The sequence below is a fragment of the Gellertiella sp. DMC107 genome (assembly GCF_056313605.1).
This window is the reverse complement of the sequence record NZ_JBQUZZ010000005.1, coordinates 365415-381999: the sequence shown is the minus strand read 5'-3', so window position 1 is coordinate 381999 and position 16585 is coordinate 365415. Positions and strand designations below refer to the sequence as shown.

13 protein-coding genes and 1 tRNA gene are annotated in these 16585 nt (G+C 62.6%); 8 read left to right on the top strand and 6 right to left on the bottom strand.

The genetic code is table 11. From position 1 onward, the window contains the following. A partial coding sequence (gene hutF / locus ACT54B_RS18045; protein ID WP_476046875.1) for a formimidoylglutamate deiminase occupies positions 1–1071 on the top strand: 1071 nt, incomplete at its 5' end. 120 nt (positions 1072–1191) lie between these two features. Further along, positions 1192–1464 carry an acyl carrier protein gene (locus ACT54B_RS18040; RefSeq protein WP_476046873.1) on the top strand — a complete coding sequence of 91 codons (273 nt, stop codon included), beginning with the start codon at positions 1192–1194 and terminating at the stop codon, positions 1462–1464. A gap of 17 nt (positions 1465–1481) precedes the next feature. On the opposite strand, the gene ACT54B_RS18035 is transcribed toward ACT54B_RS18040, so the two are convergent. The 3 genes from ACT54B_RS18035 to ACT54B_RS18025 form a co-directional block, all read right to left on the bottom strand. Continuing rightward, on the bottom strand, positions 1482–1976 hold the full coding sequence (locus tag ACT54B_RS18035) for a hypothetical protein (RefSeq protein ID WP_476046871.1): 495 nt from the start codon (positions 1974–1976) through the stop codon (positions 1482–1484). 70 nt (positions 1977–2046) lie between these two features. Continuing rightward, positions 2047–2952, bottom strand: a complete 906-nt coding sequence (gene lepB / locus ACT54B_RS18030; protein WP_476046869.1) for a signal peptidase I — start codon at positions 2950–2952, stop codon at positions 2047–2049. A 104-nt stretch (positions 2953–3056) separates the two neighbouring features. Continuing rightward, positions 3057–3473 carry a hypothetical protein gene (locus tag ACT54B_RS18025; RefSeq protein ID WP_476046867.1) on the bottom strand — a complete coding sequence of 139 codons (417 nt, stop codon included), beginning with the start codon at positions 3471–3473 and terminating at the stop codon, positions 3057–3059. A 245-nt stretch (positions 3474–3718) separates the two neighbouring features. On the opposite strand from ACT54B_RS18025, the gene ACT54B_RS18020 reads away from it, so the two are divergent. The 4 genes from ACT54B_RS18020 (at position 3719) to secD (ending at position 7875) form a co-directional block, all read left to right on the top strand. Further along, positions 3719–3795: transfer RNA gene (locus tag ACT54B_RS18020), tRNA-Pro, on the top strand. A 646-nt stretch (positions 3796–4441) separates the two neighbouring features. Next, positions 4442–4621 carry a Flp family type IVb pilin gene (locus tag ACT54B_RS18015; RefSeq protein WP_476046865.1) on the top strand — a complete coding sequence of 60 codons (180 nt, stop codon included), beginning with the start codon at positions 4442–4444 and terminating at the stop codon, positions 4619–4621. 224 nt (positions 4622–4845) lie between these two features. After that, positions 4846–5271 (top strand): hypothetical protein, encoded by a 426-nt coding sequence (locus tag ACT54B_RS18010; RefSeq protein WP_476046863.1) that lies wholly within the window; start codon positions 4846–4848, stop codon positions 5269–5271. Positions 5272–5352: 81 nt separating this feature from the next. Next, positions 5353–7875 carry a protein translocase subunit SecD gene (gene secD / locus ACT54B_RS18005; RefSeq protein ID WP_476046861.1) on the top strand — a complete coding sequence of 841 codons (2523 nt, stop codon included), beginning with the start codon at positions 5353–5355 and terminating at the stop codon, positions 7873–7875. A 42-nt stretch (positions 7876–7917) separates the two neighbouring features. Here the strand turns inward: secD and ACT54B_RS18000 are convergent, their stop codons facing one another. Then, positions 7918–8712 (bottom strand): LytR/AlgR family response regulator transcription factor, encoded by a 795-nt coding sequence (locus ACT54B_RS18000; protein WP_476046859.1) that lies wholly within the window; start codon positions 8710–8712, stop codon positions 7918–7920. Then, entirely contained in the window at positions 8709–9809 is a 1101-nt protein-coding gene (locus ACT54B_RS17995; RefSeq protein ID WP_476046857.1) for a sensor histidine kinase, read from the bottom strand. The genes ACT54B_RS18000 and ACT54B_RS17995 overlap by 4 nt, the downstream gene beginning before the upstream one ends. 217 nt (positions 9810–10026) lie before the next feature. On the opposite strand from ACT54B_RS17995, the gene ACT54B_RS17990 reads away from it, so the two are divergent. Beyond that, on the top strand, positions 10027–12255 hold the full coding sequence (locus ACT54B_RS17990) for a calcium-binding protein (protein ID WP_476046855.1): 2229 nt from the start codon (positions 10027–10029) through the stop codon (positions 12253–12255). Between the two features lie 297 nt (positions 12256–12552). Next, the gene (locus tag ACT54B_RS17985) at positions 12553–13995 is read left to right on the top strand and encodes a pyridoxal phosphate-dependent decarboxylase family protein (protein WP_476046853.1); all 1443 of its coding nucleotides are present in this window, start codon (positions 12553–12555) and stop codon (positions 13993–13995) included. A 608-nt stretch (positions 13996–14603) separates the two neighbouring features. On the opposite strand, the gene dxs is transcribed toward ACT54B_RS17985, so the two are convergent. After that, positions 14604–16532, bottom strand: coding sequence for a 1-deoxy-D-xylulose-5-phosphate synthase (gene dxs, locus ACT54B_RS17980; protein WP_476046851.1), 1929 nt, complete (start codon positions 16530–16532; stop codon positions 14604–14606). Positions 16533–16585: the final 53 nt, after the last annotated feature.

Below are 16585 nucleotides of genomic sequence, written 5' to 3'. Positions count from 1 at the left end.
CCCGACCAGATGCAGGCGGTTGCCGAGATGGCCTATGTGGAGATGCTGGAAACCGGCTTTACCCGCGTGGGGGAGTTTCACTACCTGCATCACGGGCAGGATGGCCGCCCCTATGCCGATCCGGCCGAGATGTCGTTGCGGATCGTTGCGGCGGCGACGGAAACCGGGATCAATCTCACCCATCTGCCCGTCTTCTACGCCCATTCGGATTTTGGCGGCGCGCCGCCCTCGGACGGCCAGCGCCGCTTCATCCATCATCTCGAGTCCTTTGCCCGGTTGCTCGAAACCCTGCGCGGGAGGCTGTCGCGTCCTCTCGACCGCCTCGGCATCGCTCCGCACAGCCTGCGGGCGGCGACCGGCGAAGAGCTGGATCGTCTTCTCGCTGCCAATCCTGCCGGTCCGGTGCATATTCACATTGCCGAGCAGATGCGGGAGGTGAACGACAGCGTCGCCCATTCCGGCCAGCGCCCGGTGGAATGGCTGCTGGAGCATCAACCGGTCGATCGGCGCTGGTGCCTCATCCATGCCACGCATCTGACGGACGCGGAGCGAAAGGGCATTGCCGCATCCGGTGCCGTCGCCGGGCTCTGCCCGATCACCGAAGCCAATCTGGGCGATGGCCTGTTCCCCGCAGTCGCGTTCCTGGCCGAAGGTGGGCGCATGGGGGTGGGGACCGACAGCAATGTGGAGATCACCGCCGCAGGCGAGCTGCGGCTGCTGGAATATGGCCAGCGCCTGTTCCATCGCCAGCGAAACCTGCTCGCGCTCGGGGAAGGCTCGACCGGGCGAGCGCTGCTTCGCGCAACGCTCGCCGGCGGCGCGCAGGCGCTGGGGGCGCCCGACCCGGCCATCGTGGCCGGTGCGCCCGCCGATCTGGTTGCGCTTGAAGACAGGGCCGCGCTTTCGGTCGATAAAGATGGATGGATCGACCGTCTCATCTTCGGCCGTGACATCGCCATAGCCGATGTCTGGGCCGCCGGAGACCATGTCGTCCAAGCGGGCAGGCATGTGAAGCGCGACCAGGTCGAGCGCGCCTACCGGGCCGCCATGCAGGCGCTTCTGATGGCGTAAGGCAGAAAGAAGAAGCGTGCGGGGTCCGGATCACATTCCGTTCACCATACCCGCACATCTGGATGTTTTTATCCGCATTAGTTGCCTATATTGCCAATGCAATCAAAAATGGTGGTAATTATGGATCAACTGGTGTGTTCCATTCGGGAAATCCTGTTCCGAAATGGTCATTTTGCGGGGAATGCGGCCGGGTTGGGTCTCGATGACAACCTGTTTGATCTCGGCATGAGTTCTTTCCAGGCCGTGCAGCTGATGATGGCGCTGGAAGACGGTTTCGATCTCCAGTTCCCGGATGACCTCATCCGCAAGGAAACCTTTGCCTCGATCAGGGCCATGGCGGAAGCCGTCGATTTCGTGCTGGCCGGGCGTCTCGCGGTCCGCCGCGCCGTTTAGGCCGGCAAGCGCCGCGCTCAGGAGGGCGAGGGGCCGATGATCCGCAGGATCGCGGCGCGAGCCTCGTCCGCATCCTCCGCTCTGGCGAAGCTGCGCAGGCAGAGCGGTTTCTTCACGTCTTCGAGCTGCAGCAGAAGATCATGGCTGGCGGGTCCGTCCGACCAGCTGTTTTCCACCACGTCCACGCTACGGATCGCATCGAAGCGCCATTGGCGGGTGCGATGCGAAAAGGGTGACCGGGTCGTAACGGAAACCTGCCGCGTTTCGCCATCCAGCCGGATGGCGCTTTTCCCACCCAGAACCGCCCCCGCCAGCAGGGGCAGGCCAATGCTCATGGCGCCGAGGGCAATGATCCAGAATGGCAGAAGGCCGAGCTGGAAGGGATTGCCCCCCGGCCTGATGAAGAAATCCCACAAGGGAAGAAAGCAGAACAGGCCCGCAGCGCCCTGCAGGATTCGTTCCGGAAGAACCAGATCGGACCGGCTCTCGAACACGCTTTCGGAAAGGCTCATCGCACCTTGCATGGCATCAGCTTGCCATGGGTGGATTGCAGAAACGTAACGGCATTCGGTAAAATGTCGATCAGCGGAAGTTGAACACCTTCCCCTTGATATGCTTCTGCGGCACGAAGCCGATGCTCACCGCATCCCGGCTGTCCCGGCTGGATATCCTGTTGTCCCCAATGACGAAATAGGCGTGCTTGGGCACAAGGCGCTCGGGATGATTGTCGAACCGGCCCGTGCCCGGGGAAGCGGAGGAAAGGACCCGGTAGCGGGTGCCTTCTGGAAGTGTTTCCATGAAGGAGGGAGCCGAAAGGCGCAATTGCCCATTCTGGGATGTGTAAGGCCCGAGCGCTTGCACGGCGAGCGGCTTCCCGTTGACATAGGGGACCCCCATGCGCATGGCCACCCGGTCGCCCGGCAGGCCGATGATGCGGGAAACCCGGGTGATCGTCCCCCGTCGGTCGGGGGTGGTGAAGAGAACCACGTCGCCCCGTTCCGGCAGGGACCAGCGATAGGCATAGGTATTTAGGAAAAAGGGAGCATTGAGATCGATGGTGGGAGCCATCGACGTGCTGGCCATCCGATGGCTGGAAAGGGAAACCAGCGTGAAAATGCACAGCGAGAGCACCACGACGGGCGCCGAGAGCAGCAGCGCCAGCCACTTGTAATGGCGCGCCTGCGGCAAGGACAGCGGTGGCTGGACCCGGTTCGTGCAATGCAGGGTGCCGACGACATGCACCGCCAGCACGTAAAAGAACTTGTAGGGCATGAAGGCCAGATAGCTGAGATCCGCCAGATAAAGCCAGGTGAAGCCGAAAGCCACGAAAACAGCATAGGCCGCATAGAACAGGGCAAGCCGCACCTGTCCGAGATACAGGAATCCGAGCCAGGGACCGGCCAGCATCGAGAGGAGGCCCGCTCCCATGGGGGCTGCGGGCTTGGTTCGGTCGGCAGGATAATAGGGGGACGCCGTCGCAAAATTCATGAATGAAACCGAATAAAAAGAAGCATAATTTAGGAATATATATCAAAACACAAAGGCCCGCCATGCGACACGGCGGGCCTCGGAGCAACAGGGTTAACGAAGGGTCAAGAAGCGGGCTTGTCCCCGGCCAGGAATTCCGCGCAATAGGAGGGGCCATTCAGGCCGGGGCGGTCCGCCACCGTGGTGATCTTGCGGATCGTATAGGTGTCGTCCACCGAAAGCTTGACGGTGCAGCTCAGGTAGCGGGTCTGGGCGGCAGAGAGGCGCTTGCCCTTCTTGCCCTTGTCGCCTTCGGCATATTTCGCGGGCACCCGCACCGTCTTGTAGCCACCCTTCCAGGTATATTCGGTCATCCCGCCTTCGCCGGTGTCGCCGGCGGGCGGCCCGAACTGGGCGAAGAAGATGCCTGCGGACTTGCCGTTCCAGGCCGATTCGACGGCATTGCGCGGCAAGCCGCCGGTGGTGGTGCAGCTGGCGAGGGCCACGGCAAGGCCGCCGAGCATGAACATGCGGATTTTCATTGGTCGATTGTCCCCTGAGATATCGAGCGCTGCGTGCGCGTTCCCTGCTCTAGCCGATCCCGAGCCGGTTGAAAATCGTTGCAGCGCCGGGAATCCGAACAAATTTTGCCCACCCGCCGGCCTCTGCCCCGCGCCTTTTCCACAGGGGAAAAGCGGCGGATTAAAATCACTCCCTGGGATGACATTTTTTTGGAATTGCCGCTTGTGTCTCCAAAAGGGCTGGTCTATAGAACCCGCGCTGGCCACGGAGTGTAGCGCAGTCTGGTAGCGCACCACGTTCGGGACGTGGGGGTCGAGTGTTCGAATCACTCCACTCCGACCAGCCGAAATTCTTGTTTTCAAAACAGGATTTCAAAAGAAAGGCCGCCCTTCGGGCGGCTTTTTCTTTTTCCGGCGCGGAGCGCTGGACAGGACCGAACGGCCCTTGCGCGCGAAGGGAGGTCGACCCTCCGGATGGTTCCGTGACGGATAAGGCGGCGCGGATTGCCGATGATCTTTCCGAGTGGAGCATGCCGCCGACGCGGTTTTTTCAGCTGGCGCCGTTGTGCCGCGGACCGCGTTTTGCCGACTGCCGATCGGCTTCCCCTGTGATTCCGTCTTACGGCCGCACAGGTTTCACCTGTCCGGTTCTCCCGTGACATCGAACCGGCTCGACGGGGGAACCCGCTCGACGGGGAACCGCGTCCCCCAGCCTGTCGGCAAATGCGGCCTGCTCTCGTGAAACCGGGAATCGTTGCTGCCTAATTCCTTCCATAATGAATTAATCATAGGTTGTATTTCCCGTTTTGCGGGGCTTCCCGTTTGGCAAGTGTCAGATGTTATTGGGGGTTGTGCAATCGAGCATTAACTAGGTTAAATTCTGCAATTTTTAGGTTGTATCAGGTAAGGAAATTGAAAGAATTTGGAACCAAAAGTGGCGCAACCACAAGCAGTGGTGGATGGTAATGAGTAACATCACGGAGTTTTAAATGTCTAATCTTATCAATCGCTTCCTCAAGGATGAATCCGGCGCGACCGCCATCGAATACGGCCTGATCGCGGCGCTCATCTCTGTCGCTCTGATTGCAGGCGCGACGTCGCTGGGCGGTCAGATCGGTGCTACCTTTACGAAGCTTAAGACCGAGATGAATACCGCCACCAACAAGTAATTCCGCTCTGGTGATGTTCAGCACGAGACGGTTTGAACAACCGCTGATAGCGATATCGGCGGTTGTTTCTTTTTGTGCCGGGGAGCGGCGCGAAGGGTGTTTTCGCGGCCGGTTCGGTCTTCTTCCCGGCAGCTCGCCAAGGGCTCGTGCTCGTCGCCGGACGCTTATCTGTTGGCTTTTGCGCTGTTTTGCCGTTAAGACCGGGGAGCAAACGAGGCAAAGCCGTGCTGGTTCAGGATGAGAAAAGCGATCTAACGGGAGTATCTGCCGGTTCCGGCGGATATCGCTCGGCGTCCGCCTGGCTTGGTTTTCTCGTTCTCGCCGTCCTCATGGCTCTTCTGGGCTTGGGCCCGCGCGCCGGCATCCTGGCGATGCAGTCCGGGCAGACCCTCGATACGTCTTCCGGACCTGGCCGGGCCCTCTTCCTTGCACGGGAGGAGCGGAGCAGGGTGGCCCATGCGCCCCGCCCGGTCGCCAAGCCGCTTCTGTCGGCCGGTGGTGGCGATGACCTCTTGTCCTTGCCCTATCCGGCAATCGCATGGTCCACCGGATCGGCCCCCCTTCGCCCGGTCGCACAGGCGCCCCGCGCCTGGCGGGCCCATCGCTTCGGTCAACCGCGCGCGCCGCCATCGGTGCGCCTCATCGCCTGAATCCTTCGACCGAGACGATACGGCCTTGTCGCACGCACCCCTCGCGGGGTGCGGGACGGCCGTCGAACAGGAATTTTTCCCATGCGCACGCCGCGTTCCCTCGTGGTCACCTATGTGGCCATCATTATCATGGGCTTTTTCATCGCCCTGCCCAATATTCTGCCGCCCACCCTTTTGTCCCGGCTTCCCTCCTTCCTGCCGCATGCCCAGGTTTCCCTTGGGCTCGATCTGCGCGGGGGCGCCCATCTGGTTCTCGAAGTGGATGAAACGGATCTCGTCAAGGAGCGGATGCAGGGCTATCAGCGCGAAGCGCGCCAATTGCTGCGCGAGGCCAACGTCAAGGCGTCAGGCTTTCAGGTGCGCGCCGGCCAGCTGATGATCACGCTTGCCGATCCGGCGCAGGAAGAGGCGGCGCGCGACGCCCTGAAGAAGCTGGTATCTTCGGTCGCGGCCGGCCTTTCGGCCGGGCAGGCCGATCTGGAGGTGACGGCGCCTTCTTCCGGACAGATTGCGGTCGGCATGACCGACGCCGGCCGTGCCGAAGCGCTCGACCATGCGGTGGCGCAGAGCCTGGAGGTCATCCGCCAGCGTGTCGACCAGGTGGGGGTCTCCGAGCCCACCATCCAGCGGGTCGGTTCGAACCGCATCCTCGTCCAGCTCCCCGGCGCGCAGGATCCGTCGCGCCTGCGCCAGCTTTTGGGCTCGACCGCGAAAATGTCCTTCCACATGCTGTCGGACGGCGAGACGGCAGGCCCCGGCATATCGCTGCTCAAGGATGAGGAAGGGCGCACCTATCCGGTGCTCGACCGGGTCGAACTGTCGGGCGACCGCCTGTCCGATGCCCGGGTCAACTTCGATCCGCAGACCAATGAACCCGTTGTCAGTTTCCGGTTCGACAATGCCGGCGCGGCGCGCTTCGCTGAAATCACCCGGCAGAATGTGGGCCATCCCTTCGCCATCGTGCTGGACGACAAGGTCCTGAGCGCGCCTGTTATCCGCGAGCCGATTACCGGTGGCTCCGGCCAGATTTCCGGCAGTTTCAGCGCGGAAAGCGCCAATACGCTGGCCGCCATGCTGCGGGCGGGGGCCTTGCCCGCCAAGCTCACGGTCATCGAGGAACGCACCGTGGGCGCCGATCTCGGCGCAGATGCCATTCGCAAGGGGATAGATACCGGCCTGATCGGCTTCGGGCTCGTGGTCGGCTTCATCCTGCTTCTCTATGGCTGGTGGGGGCTTCTCGCCAATGCCGCGCTCGCCCTCAACGTGGTTCTCACCTTTGCCGGTCTGACCCTTGTGGGTGCTACGCTGACGCTTCCCGGCATTGCCGGTATCGTGCTCGGCATCGGCCTGGCGGTGGATGCCAACGTGCTTATCAACGAGCGTATCCGGGAGGAAACGCAAAAGGGCCGTTCGGCGCTGGCTGCCATCGATGCCGGCTTCTCGCGGGCCTATGCCACCATCGTCGACAGCAACATGACCGCGCTCATTGCCACAACGCTGCTGTTCTACTTCGGCAGCGGGCCGGTACGCGGCTTTGCGGTCACCATGGGGCTCGGCATTCTCATCTCCATGTTCACCGCCGTGTCCATCGTGCGGGTGCTGATGGTGGCGATTGCCACGCGGCGCAAGCTGAAAGAAATCCGCATCCGGCCGCTGTTGCCGCTCAAGCTCATTCCCGATGGCACCAATATCCGCTTCATGAATGCCCGTTTCCTCGGGCTTGGCATTTCCGCATTCCTCTCCCTTGCCTCGCTGGTGCTCTTCGTCACCCCGGGGCTGAATTACGGGGTCGATTTCCGCGGCGGCATCCAGCTTGAGGTCAAGACGGCCGGTCCGCCCGACATGGCGGCGCTGAGGCACGATCTCGAAGGCCTCAATCTGGGCGAGATCACCCTTCAGGGCGCCGGAGACAACCGGGTGCTGATCCGCGCCGAGCGGCAGGCCGGCGGCGAGGAGGCGCAGACGGCCGCCCTGACCAAGCTCAAGCAGCAGATCGCCGTCACCGAAAAGGACGCCACCATCGTGCAGACGGAGGTGGTCGGCCCGAAAGTGTCGGGAGAACTCGCCACCGCCGGCATTATCGCCGTGGTTCTCGCCTCGCTGGCCATGCTTGTCTATATCTGGGCCCGCTTCGAATGGCCCTTTGCCGTGGGGGCGATCGCCACCCTCATTCTCGACGTGACGAAATCGCTCGGCTTCTTCGCTCTCACGGGGCTGGATTTCAACCTGACGGCCATTGCCGCCCTCCTGACCCTGGTCGGCTATTCCGTGAACGACAAGGTGGTGGTCTATGACCGGATGCGGGAAAACATGCGGCTCTACAAGTCCATGCCCCTGCGTGACATCATCGACAAGTCGATCAACGAAACACTGGCGCGCAGCATCTATACCTCGCTGACCGCCTTCCTCGCCATGCTGCCCATGGCCATCTGGGGCGGAAGCGCGGTGGCAAGTTTCGCAATTCCCATGGTGTTCGGCATCTTCGTAGCCGCCGTTTCGTCGGTCTTCATTGCCGCTCCGATCCTGCTGTTCCTCGGCGACTGGCGCAAGCGCCATGCCGCCGCCACGCAGGCGGAAGAGGCGCAACCGCAGCCGCAAGGCTGAGCATCAGTGCGCCGCGGCAGCCGGGCTGCCGCGGCGCAACCGTCAACTGGCGGTTTTCAGCTCCAGGGCGCGGCGCACGGCGGAAGCATAGGTCCGTCCCACCCGCAGTTCGGTTCCGTCGGCCAGCCGCAGGGACCAGGACCCGTAGCGGCCCTGCACCAGCTGGCTGACCGCCTCGCGCCTCACCAGCGTGCTGCGGTGGATGCGCAGGAAGCCAAGCGGCGAAAGCCGCGCCTCGACCGCGGATATGTTTTCAGAAACGAGATGCGACTGACCGCCCGCGTGCAGCCGCACATAATCACGCTCCGCCTCCACATAGTCGATCGTTTCGATGCCGAGCCGCTGCTGCGTGCCCCGGCCTTTCACCCAGAAGAAATGCGCGGGCGTCTGGTTCTGGCGAAGCGACCGGCGCAGCGCTTCGACGGTCGCCAGAAGGTCGCCGATCTGCTCCTCCCGGCTGCGCTGCTCGATGGCTTCGCGCGCGCGGCGAACCGCCATGGACAGGCGCACCGGATCCACCGGCTTGGTCACATAATCCACCGCCTCGATGTCGAAGGCCCGCAGCGCATGATGATCAAAAGCGGTCACGAAGATGACCGGCGGCGATTGTGTGCCGAGCTTCTCGATGACGTCGAAGCCGTCGCCACCGGGCATCTGTACGTCGAGCAGCAGGAGATCGGGCCTGAGCTGCAGAGCTGCCTCTACCGCCGAGGGCACATCCGCGGCCTCTCCGATCACCTCCACGCCCTCGATGGCGCGCAGGATGCGGATGAGACGGCGCCGGGCAATCTGTTCGTCGTCAATCACCAGGATGGTAAGCGGGAGCAGCATGTTCATGGGATCAGGGGCATCGTGATTTCGATACGGATGCGTCCCGGTTCGGTCGGGACGATGATGCATTCGGCGGCGCTGCCGTGGCGCGCCATGAGCCGGCTTTTGACATTGGCAAGGCCGATGCCCAGGCCGTCGGGTGGGGATAGGTCGCCCGGCGGCACCGAATTCTCCACCCACATCCGCAACCGTCCGCCCTCGAGCGCCGTCGCGCCGATGGCTATGCCGGCGGGGCCGGGCGTGCGCGCCACCCCGTGCTTGATGGCGTTTTCCACGAGCGGCTGAAGAAGGAGCGCCGGCACGCGGGCATGCCGGGCGCTGTCATCCAGCGCAACGGTCACCGTCATCCGGTCGGAAAAGCGGGCTTCCTCGATCCCGAGATAATCGAGCTGCAACTTCACCTCCTCGGCCAGCGACGTTTCCGTCATGGGGTCGAGCGAAACGGTCCGGCGCAGAAAGCTCGCCAACCTCAGCACCATCTCGCGGGCAGGGCCGTTTGCCCCTTCCTCCACCAGGCCTGCGATGGAATTCAGCGTGTTGAACAGGAAATGCGGATTGATCTGGTAATGCAGGGCCCGCATCTGCGCCGACAGCGCCTCTTCGCGAAGCGCCGCAAGCCGCCGCTCCGTCGCCCGCACTTCGCTGCTGTACTGGAGCGCCAGATAGAGGCATGACCAGCCGAACAGCTCCGACGTGCTGAAGATCACCACCTGCGCGATATAGGTCGGATCGATCGGCACCGGTTTCGGCCAGAAATAATAGCTGCTGATGCACCAGTCGACGAAGGCCGATACGGGGGAGGCGGCCAGCGCCAGCACGCAGGCCACCAGGGCTTTCACCCCCAGCGGCCTGGCGCGGAGCTTCCACAGAACCAGCGTGATCAGCGCGGCGAGCACGGTATCGCCGGCAATGCCGACCAGCTTGCCGGTGGCCGACTGTACGGGATCGACCCCGGCAATCCACCAGACGAGGCTCGCCACCAGAAACAGAACGACTGCGAAGGAGGCTGCAAGCCCCAGAACCTCCCGGCTGAGAATCGGGACGGGATCGGGCGAAGCAGATACCTCCGAAAAGGCGGTCGGGCGGGCCATTGGACTATTCATGGAACCGATCATCGCGCGCCTTTGCCGCGCTGTCGAGACACCTTCGTCGGCAGTTTTTTGTCGTTGGTCGAAAAGCCTGTTCAGCCGCAGCCTCCACACAGCTGTTCGCCTGAACTTGCTTGCCCCGCCGCACGCCTGAGGGAAAACCTGCGCACCTGTCAGATCCCGACATCCTGGGGGCTGACAATATTGTAACGCATTCAGGAGACCTTGAACCATGTCAACCCTTTACGGCTCTGCCGGCAACGACAGCCTCACAGGAACATCGAGCTCCGATATCATCTATGGCTATGCCAAAGACACATTTCCCGAAAACGAGTTCGGCAATGACTATCTGCGCGGTGGCGCCGGCAACGACATCATCTATGGCGGCGGCGGTGACGACACGATCCTCGGCGACGACGGCGCTGATTCCATGTATGGCGGGGACGGCAACGACACCCTCTATGGCGGCGAAGGCAATGACAAGTTTTATGGTGGCGCCGGCAACGACACTTTTGTCATAACGGACAACAAGTACGATACCTATGATGGCGGCACCGGCTTCGATACGCTGAAGCTCGGCGCAAACATCAATGTCCAGTATCTCACGCTCACGGCACCGGTCAGCGTGGAATCCATCAATTTGAACGGCTTCCTGTTGAACGGCACCGGCTATGCCGACAAGTTCGACCTCTCCGGCCTGACCTCCTTCAGCTATGCCGGCAAGTATATCGACCTCGGCGACAACAACGACACGTTCATCGGTTATGCGGGCGCTGACTATGTGCGCGGCGGCAACGGTTCGGACAAGTTCTATGGCGGCGCCGGCGACGACGTGTTTTCCGGAGGCAACAATTCCGACTATTTCGACGGTGGCGCCGGGAATGACACCTTCCTGATCGACGACAATGATTCCGATACGTTCCTGGGTGGCGCGGGCATCGATACCGTTCGCCTGGAAGGGACGACTGTCCGTTACCGCCTGATCCTGGACGCTGCCGCTGGCGTGGAGCGTCTGGACCGGGCGGGTTTCTCGCTGAAAGGCACATCGCTCGCCGATGTCTTCGACTTCACCGGCCTGACCACGCTCATCGATACCGGCCCGATCATCAACCTCGACTACGGTGACGACACCTATCGCGGTTATGCCGGCACCGATGCGGTGGACGGCGGCGGCGGAGCCGATACAATCACCACCTATGCCGGAAATGACACGCTGGATGGCGGCCTCGGTGCGGATATGCTGATCGGCGGCCTCGGCAACGACATCTATTACGTCGACAACACGGGTGACCGGGTTGTGGAATATGCCGGTCAGGGCATCGATACCGTCTATTCGACCATCAGCTACACGCTGGCCGCCTATGCCGACAATCTCACGCTCGCCGGTATCGGCGCGACCACGGGCATCGGCAACGAGCTGAACAACGTCATGATGGGCAACAACAGCAACAACGTGCTGCGGGGCCTCTCCGGCAACGACGTGCTGTCGGGCCTTGCCGGCAACGATACCCTCGACGGTGGCGTCGGCAGCGATTCCATGTATGGCGGCCTCGGCAACGATTCTTACGGTGTGGACAGCACCGGTGACCGGGTCGTCGAATATGCCGGACAGGGAACGGATACGGTCTATTCCAGCATTTCCTACGCTCTCGGTGCCAACCTGGAAAATCTCGTGCTGTCCGGCACGGCAGCGATCAACGGCACCGGCAACGAACTGAACAATGTCATGAATGGCAATGCCGCAAACAACGTGCTGCGCGGTGCCGCTGGAAACGACATCATCTCCGGTCTGGCGGGCAATGATACGCTGGATGGCGGGATCGGCGCCGATAGCCTGTATGGCGGGCTGGGCAACGATGTTTACTATGTCGACAATGTGGGCGACCGGGTCATCGAAACCGCAGGGCAGGGAACGGATACCGTCTATTCCACCGTATCCTACACGCTCTCCGCAAATGTGGAAAATCTCGTGCTGGCCGGCACGGCTGCCACGTCCGGCTTCGGCAACGAACTCGCCAACCGGCTGACCGGCAATGCCGCCAACAATGCGTTGTACGGCAATGCGGGCAGCGACGTTCTGTCCGGCATGGCCGGCAATGACGTGCTGGTCGGCGGCGTCGGCGCGGATGCCCTGTTTGGCGGTACCGGAAACGATTATTTCATATTCCGCGCCCTGTCCGACTCCACCGTGGCCAGCACGGGCCGCGATACGATCTACGACTTCACCGCTGGCGACAAGATCGACCTCAGGGGAATTGATGCCAGCACCGTGCTGACCGGCGACAATGCCTTCCACTTCATCGGGACAAGCAATTTCACCAAGACCGCCGGTGAACTTCGCTATGTAAAGTCGGGAACCGACCTTTACGTCTACGGCGATGTGAATGGCGACGGAAACGCCGACTTCAGCGTCCTTATCAAAGCGCATGCCGCGCTCTCATCGAGCGATTTCCTGCTCTGAGCGCCGCGCCAGCCACAGCAGGGCTGCCCCCTATATAACCCCTGCTGTACCCCTGGTCCGGCCTTGTCCCCGTAAGCAAGGCCGGACGGCTGTTTCGAAGCAAGGCCGGTTGGATCATAACGATCCAGCCGGCCTTGCCGTTTGCCCCGGACAGGTGACGTCGACTACCCAAATATTGTTAACATGTGAAACAAAATTTCGTCGTGCATCTTGCCTTTCCCTCCGGGCGGTGGCCACTCTGCGGCTTTCGCAATATCGCCCTTTCCCGCTTGTGCGAAAGGGCCGGGAGGAATGACCATGTCCACTCTGAATGAAGGTCCGCTCGCCGGGCCTGCCACGCTGTCGTTCAGCGAAGCCGAAATGCGCCGCATCATGGAAAAGGTCGGCGGCATGATTATCGATCACTTCACCGGCCTCAAGGAGCGGCCCGTGACCACGCCCTCCACGCTGCCATCCCTGAAGGCGGGCCTTGCGGAGGCGTTGCCGATGGAGGCGGTGCCGGTCGACCAGTTGCTCGATCAGGTGCGCAGCTTCGTGCTCGACCAGATGACCCATCAGGACCATCCGCGCAATTTTGCCTTCGTCCCGGGACCTTCCAACTTCATCGGCGCGATGGCGGATGCGCTGGCCTCCGCTTACAATATCTTCTGCGGCGCCTGGATCGGCCCGTCCGGTTCGGCGCAGATCGAGATCACGGTCATCGAATGGCTGCGTCAGTTGTTCGAATTCCCGGAAACGGCCGGTGGTCTTTTCGTGTCGGGTGGGTCCATGGCCAACATGACCTGCCTTGCGGTGGCCCGGCATGAAATGCTTGCCAACAACCCCCTCAATGCCACGGTCTATTTCTCCGATCAGACCCATTCCTCCGTGGCGAAAGGTCTGAAGATCCTCGGCTTCCAGCAGTATCAGCTGCGGAAGATCGCCTCCGACGCCCATTTCCGCCTGCCCATGGAGACCCTCCGCCAGAAGATCGCCGCCGACCGGCAGCAGGGCCTGGTACCCTTCTGTGTGGTGGCCAATGCCGGCACCACCAATGCCGGCGCCATCGATCCGTTGAACGAAATTGCCGATTTCTGTGCGGCGGAAGGCCTGTGGATGCATGTGGATGGCGCTTATGGCGGCAGCGCGGCCCTGTCGCCCACCGGGCGGCAGGCGCTGGATGGCATGAACCGGGCCGATTCCCTGTCCATCGATCCGCACAAGTGGATGTTCCAGCCCTACGAAATGGGCTGCGCGCTGGTGCGCAACCAGGCCTATCTGAAGGACACGTTCCGGGTTTCGGCGGAATATCTGAAAATCATGGAGGAAAGCGCCGAACAGCCGAACTTCTCCGATTACGGGGTGCAGCTGACCCGCGGCTTCCGGGCGCTGAAGCTCTGGATGTCGCTGAAGGCCTTCGGCGTTCCGGCTTTCCGCGAGGCCATCGAGAACGGGATCGCGATGGCGGAAAAGACCGAAGCCCGCCTGCGAGAAAACGCCGCCTGGGAGATCGTGACCCCCGCCTGCCTCGGCATCGTCACCTTCCGCTACCGGGTTGCGGGAATGGAGGAGAAGGAGCTGGACGCGCTCAATGCGCGCATATCCTCGGATCTGATCATGAGCGGCTACGCCATGCTGTCCCCGACGGTCCTGTCCGGCAAGCTGGTGCTGCGCATGTGCACCATCAATCCGCGCACCACGCTGGAAGACATCCACGGCACCATTCGCGCCATGGAAGACATCGCGGCAGCCCTGACCTGAAGCCCGGACGACATCCGCCCTTTGCCGTCCGCGCGGCGAAGGGCAGGATCACCATCCGGCGCCTGATCCCGTCGGGTGAGCATGCGCTGGGCGCATTGAGATCGCTGTCTTCTGCGAGCGTTTTTCACGCCTCTCCCGAAGGCGCGATTCCGAGCGGGAGGACGATCATCCAAGGCGTCTCGGGAGCGCGTCCGGCAAGCATCGTTTTGCCGGACAGCCCTAACGCTCTGTCTTGGCCCATTTACGGACGGGAAACCGGCTTTGCGGTTTTCCCGGACATGCTCCGGGATGAAGGGATTGCCCCGCCGGTGGCGACAAAAAGTGCGGCGTCCCGTCCCCCCGTCCATCGGGTGCGTTGTGGCAGAGGTATGGGAACGCCGCAAAAGCCGGGACTTGGAAAAACCGAGCAAGAACCGTCGCCACGGCCTTTCAACCGGGGTTCTGGTTATTGCCGGGTCTCCCGGCCGTTACGGCAGACATGGAGAAATGCTTGATGTATCATGGCAGCGATGCATCCAACCCTGCCGTCCTCAGAACCTAGCAGGCAAGCGACAGGAGTCAATCAATAAATCCGAATAGATGAACATTCGGAAATTGTGGCGTGCCGGTCAGGCAACCGGCCCGGAAACGCGCGCCTTCAGCGAAGACTGTCCGAGCGCCTCAAAGACCGTGCGCACGATGCCGGCGCGGTCGAGGCCGGCCTTCTCGTACATGGCTTCGGGCTTGGCCTGTTCCATCCAGCTGTCGGGCAGCACCAGCGGCCGGATCTTCAGGCCCTGATCGAGCAGGCCCTCGGTTGCGAGATACTGGAGCACCTGCGCGGCAAATCCGCCGGCGGCCCCTTCCTCGATGGTGACAAGCACCTCGTGGTTCTTGACGAGATCGCGGATGAGGGCCGTATCGAGCGGCTTGGCAAAGCGCGCATCGGCAACGGTGGTGGAAAGACCGGCGGCATCCAGCTCTTCCGCCGCATTCAGACAGTCCTGAAGGCGGGTGCCGAAGGAGAGGAGCGCCACTTTCGTGCCCTGCTTGAGCACCCGGCCCTTGCCGATCTCGAGAATTTCGCCGCGCACGGGCAATTCCACGCCCACGCCTTCGCCGCGCGGGTAGCGGAAGGAAATCGGCCCCTGATCATAGGCGGCTGCGGTGCGCACCATATGCTTCAGCTCCGCCTCGTCGGCGGCCGCCATCACCACGAAGCCGGGGAGGGCAGAGAGGAAACCGGTATCGAAGGAGCCCGCATGGGTTGGCCCGTCGGCGCCGACGAAACCGGCGCGGTCGATGGGAAAGCGCACGGGCAGACCCTGGATCGCCACGTCATGCACCACCTGGTCATAGCCGCGCTGCAGGAAGGTGGAATAGAGCGCGCAGAAGGGCTTGTAGCCTTCCGCCGCGAGACCGGCCGCAAAGGTCACCGCATGCTGTTCGGCAATGCCCACGTCGAAGCAGCGCTTCGGGAAAAACTCCGCCAGCTTGTCGAGCCCTGTACCGGATGGCATGGCGGCGGTGATGCCGACGATCTTCTCGTCGTGCCGTGCCTCTTCCACGAGCGCATCGGCAAAGACGGATGTATAGGCCGGCGCATTGGGCTTTGCCTTCGCCTGCGCGCCGGTAATGACGTCGAACTTGTTGACGCCGTGATACTTGTCCGCCGCCGCTTCCGCCGGCGGATAGCCCTTGCCCTTCTGGGTAACGACGTGGATCAGCACCGGGCCGCGCTGGTTGTCACGCACATTGCGCAAGACCGGCAGCAGGTGCTCGAAGGAATGCCCGTCAATGGGGCCGATATGGTAGAAGCCCATTTCCTCGAACATGGTGCCGCCGGTAACATAGCCGCGCGCATGTTCCACGGCACGGGTGATGGCCCGGTCCACCGTCTTGCCGAGATAGGCGGTCAGCTTCTTGCCGAGATCACGCATGCCCATATAGGTGCGGCCGGAGGCCAGGCGCGCCAGATAGGCGCTCATCGCTCCCGTCGGCGGCGCAATCGACATGTCGTTGTCGTTGAGAATGACGATCAGACGCGCATCGAGCGCGCCTGCATTGTTCAGCGCCTCATAGGCCATGCCGGCCGACATGGCGCCATCGCCGATGACGGCAATCACCTTGCGGTCGCGCCCGTCGAGATCGGCGGCAACGGCCATGCCGAGCCCGGCGGAAATGGAGGTGGAGGAATGGGCCGCACCGAAGGGGTCGTATTCGCTCTCTGCCCGGCGGGTGAAGCCGGAAAGGCCGCCCTCCTGCCGGAGCGTGCGGATGCGCTCGCGCCGGCCGGTGAGGATCTTGTGCGGATAGCACTGGTGGCCGACATCGAAGATCAGCCGGTCGTCAGGCGTGTTGAACACCTTGTGGATGGCAATCGTCAGTTCCACCACGCCGAGGCCCGCGCCGAGATGCCCGCCGGTCACGGAAACAGCGCTGATCATCTCGTCGCGCAATTCGCGCGCGAGCTGCGGCAGGTCCCGGTCCTCGATCCCCTTGAGATCGGACGGGACATTCACCTTGTCGAGCAGCGGCGTTTCGGGGCGTGTGGTCACGGGCTTTGGCCTCATTCTTGGTCTGGCGCGCGGGCGGCACGCCAATCATGCAA